A 3,449-nucleotide genomic window follows, 5' to 3' on the forward strand; every position below is an offset into this window, starting at 1 on the left:
TTTGGTATCGTTCTTCTCGGCTGAGGTGCTTGTACATTGGGCAACTTCGACTTGGCGGTTAAAGCGGCCATGATGCTCTCGCATCCTCAGCCACCTATAACCAGTTCATCTTTGTTGCACTTCGTCCTTGAATCCGCCTTGTAAAAAACAGTCGTGGGCATAGCCAGTGCATCGCCCTCTATCGGGATGCGTTGGGCTCTGTCTTGGGTATGCCCCATGCAACAGTTGAGTTTCAAGTGCCGAAGGCAATCCCCCAAACACCCGCGGTGTCTTTGGGTTTTTGTGTTGCTGCTGTCATGTGTGAAGTTAACTCACCAGTCCCACATAGACGTTTTGCACATCGTCGTTGTCGTCAATGGCGGAGAGGAAGGCTTCGACTTCCTCCAAATCAGCTGCGCTCAAGGTGGCAGGGTCGACAGGGTTCTTGGGCTTGTAGCCGAGCTTGGCTGACAGCACGTTGAAGCCATGCGCGGGCAGGGCGCGGCTGACGAGATCGAGGTCGGCAGGGTCGGTGATGAACACCGACGTGCCTTCATCGCCCGCTTCAAAGTCTTGTGCCCCCGCTTCGATGGCCGCTAATTCAGCATCGGCATCGGCGGACGTGGGTTCAGCTTCGATCAGGCCAATGTGGTCAAAGTCCCAAGCGACCGAGCCAGAGGTACCGAGCTGGCCTTTGCGAAACAGCACGCGCATTTCGGGTGCTGTGCGGTTGACGTTGTCGGTCAAGCACTCGACCATCACCGCCACTTGGTGCGGGGCATAGCCTTCGTAAATCACGCGTTCAAACTGCACCGACTCACCGGTCAGGCCTGCACCTTTTTTGATCGCACGGTCCAGCGTGTCTTTGGGCATGGAGACCTTGCGGGCTTGCTCCATCACCATGCGCAACCGCGCGTTCGCCGCAGGGTCGGCGCCGTTGCGCGCCGCGACCATGATGTCTTTGGCGAGTTTGCTGAAAACGCGGCCTTTGGCGTTGGCGGCTAAGTCTTTACCTTTGGCTTTCCATTGAGCACCCATGATTCAAGCCTCCTGCCGAGCGGTCTCAAAGGAGGCTTGCACCCCTTCTGGGGCCAGTGAATACACCAAGTGATGAACGTGGGGGGGCATGGTTTTTCCTTTGTGACTGTGTGTTTATTTGTCGGCACTCGCGCTCCAGCGCTCGTTCCATGCGTATTCAATTTGGCGACGGTCGCGCTTGGTGGGGCGACCGTGTTCGATGCTGTGTGCTGGCTCAAAGGCTAAGCGATTTTGCTCGGCTTGCTTGGCGCGCAGAGCCATGCTCTGGGGCGTCTCTTCGTACAACTGTTGCGCCACGGGAGCGGGCCCACGTGTGGCACTGATGCCTTTGACAACGATGGTTTTTGTCACGTTGCCTTGGCGTAATTGCAAGGCGTCACCGACCTTGACTTCGCGGGCGGGCTTGACGTCTTGGCCGTTGATTTGCACACGGTGCTTGGTCACTTCATCGCACGCGAGGCTGCGTGTTTTGTAGAACCGTGCGGCCCACAACCACTTGTCGATGCGCAGGCTGTCCACGTTCAAATGTTGTCGTTGGGCATCAGGCTGCACTTGTCGCCACTGGCGGGGCGCTCAATCGTGATGCGTTGGATGTTGGGCAGTGCGCTTTTGAGATCGTTGTAAATGAAGGCGCAGAGGTTCTCCAAGGTGGCTGGGCCGATGCCTGCCACTTCGTCGAGAAAGTGATGATCCAGTTTTTCGCGGACTTTTCCCACCTCTTGGCGTAAAAAGCCAAGATCCATCATCATGCCGGACTCGGGGTCTGGCTTGCCTGCAAGGGTGACCTCGGCGTGGTAGGTGTGGCCGTGGATACGCAGGCTGCCAGCCGCATCAATTTTGCGGCGCAGGGTGTGGGCAGCTTCAAAGTAGAAGCGTTGGCTGAGTTCAAATTTCATCGGATGCCAATCAACTTATGGGTTTGCACACTCAAATGCCAGCGTGGGTGAGCTTGGACATAGGCCACGGCAGCGGCGGTGTTGGTGGCTGCGTTCGGCCCATCCATGGGCTGCAAGTAAAAGTGTTCAAAGTTCAAAGATTCATACAGCGCAGGTTCTGCACCTGCTTGTGGATACACCAGCTTCAACTCTTGACCGGCTGCGACCACGCGTTGGCTACCTGCTTTGGGGCTCATGCACAGCCAGTCAATGCCTTTGGGTGGTTGCACCGTGCCGTTGGTCTCCACTGCAATTGAGAAGTGCAGGGCGTGCAGGGCATCCACCAAGGCTTGGTCCACTTGCAGCAAGGGCTCGCCCCCAGTCAGCACCACAAAGCGGTGTGCCGTGTCGGTGGCGGGCCAAAAGCTGACAATCGCCGCCGCCAAGGCTTGGGCGCTGTCAAACTTGCCGCCGTGTGTGCCATCGGTGCCCACAAAGTCGGTATCGCAGAACTGGCAAATGGCGCTGCTGCGGTCTTCTTCCCTGCCGCTCCACAGGTTGCAGCCTGCGAAACGGCAAAACACGGCGGCTTGCCCTGCATTGGCGCCTTCACCTTGCAAGGTGTAGAACATTTCTTTCACGCTGTACGTCATGGCGCTATTTTCGCAGCAAGTTAGGCATCACTTGTGATTGGACACCGATTGAAGGTGCGACACTTGTGCTTTTAGCTTGTTCAAAGGGATTCAGACGATGGACGTCTTGACGACGCAAACCTTGTCAGGTGTGCAAACGGGTATTGAAATCGCAGGCACAGTGGCCTTTGCGTTATCGGGCGTGATGGCGGCGGCTCGTAAAAAGCTCGATGCAGTGGGCGTCTGCGCGGTTGCCAGTGTGGCGGCCTTTGGCGGCGGCACTTTGCGTGATGTGTTGCTGGACCGTCGGCCCTTGTTTTGGATTGAGCAGTCTTGGTATGTCTGGTCGGTACTGGCGTTGTGCTTAGCTGCCATGCTGCTAATGCGTGCCAAGCACTTCAAGCCCACAGAGAAGTCCATGCAATGGCCTGATGCTTTGGGGTTAGGTTTGTTTGCAGCCAGCGGCACACAAATCGCCCTAGGTCTGCAAATGCCAGCGCTTATTGCGGTGTTGATGGGTGTGATCACTGCCACCTTTGGTGGCGTGTTGCGCGACATTGTGTGCAACGAAATCCCCTGTGCGTTCCATGATCACCACCCTTACGCCGTGTGTGCGTTTGCTGGCAGTTGGGTGGTGGTGCTGTTGCAGTACTTGGACTTTGACCCCAATGGGGTGGTGGCGATTGGCGCTGGCACTGTCACGCTGCTGCGCTTGGCCGCGTTGCAGTTTGAATGGCGGTTGCCGACTTGGAAGATTGAAGACTGAGTTGGCGATATGTTTTCAAAAGGCGGATTCAAGGACGAAGTGCAACAAAGATGAACTGGTTATAGGTGGCTGAGGATGCGAGAGCATCATGGCCGCTTTAACAGCCAAGTCGAAGTTGCCCAATGTACAAGCACCTCAGCCGAGAAGAACGATACCAAA

At 56.6% G+C, this 3,449-nt stretch carries 5 protein-coding genes; 1 reads left to right on the forward strand and 4 read right to left on the reverse strand.

What is annotated here, in order from left to right; all coding sequences use genetic code 11:
* Nucleotides 1-306 precede the first annotated feature (306 nt).
* The 4 genes from RMS03_RS01170 to queE form a co-directional block, all read right to left on the reverse strand.
* Nucleotides 307-1,017 (reverse strand): YebC/PmpR family DNA-binding transcriptional regulator, encoded by a 711-nt coding sequence (locus tag RMS03_RS01170; protein WP_310625295.1) that lies wholly within the window; start codon nucleotides 1,015-1,017, stop codon nucleotides 307-309.
* Nucleotides 1,018-1,131: 114 nt separating this feature from the next.
* Nucleotides 1,132-1,536 carry a S4 domain-containing protein gene (locus RMS03_RS01175; protein ID WP_310625299.1) on the reverse strand — a complete coding sequence of 135 codons (405 nt, stop codon included), beginning with the start codon at nucleotides 1,534-1,536 and terminating at the stop codon, nucleotides 1,132-1,134.
* Between the two features lie 2 nt (nucleotides 1,537-1,538).
* Nucleotides 1,539-1,913, reverse strand: a complete 375-nt coding sequence (locus RMS03_RS01180; RefSeq protein WP_310625296.1) for a 6-carboxytetrahydropterin synthase — start codon at nucleotides 1,911-1,913, stop codon at nucleotides 1,539-1,541.
* Entirely contained in the window at nucleotides 1,910-2,545 is a 636-nt protein-coding gene (gene queE / locus RMS03_RS01185; protein ID WP_310625297.1) for a 7-carboxy-7-deazaguanine synthase, read from the reverse strand. Before queE ends, RMS03_RS01180 begins: the two co-directional genes overlap by 4 nt.
* Nucleotides 2,546-2,642: 97 nt before the next feature.
* On the opposite strand from queE, the gene RMS03_RS01190 reads away from it, so the two are divergent.
* Entirely contained in the window at nucleotides 2,643-3,290 is a 648-nt protein-coding gene (locus RMS03_RS01190; RefSeq protein WP_310625298.1) for a trimeric intracellular cation channel family protein, read from the forward strand.
* Nucleotides 3,291-3,449: the final 159 nt, after the last annotated feature.

The sequence above is a fragment of the Limnohabitans sp. genome, assembly GCF_031538885.1.
GTDB lineage: Bacteria > Pseudomonadota > Gammaproteobacteria > Burkholderiales > Burkholderiaceae_C > Limnohabitans.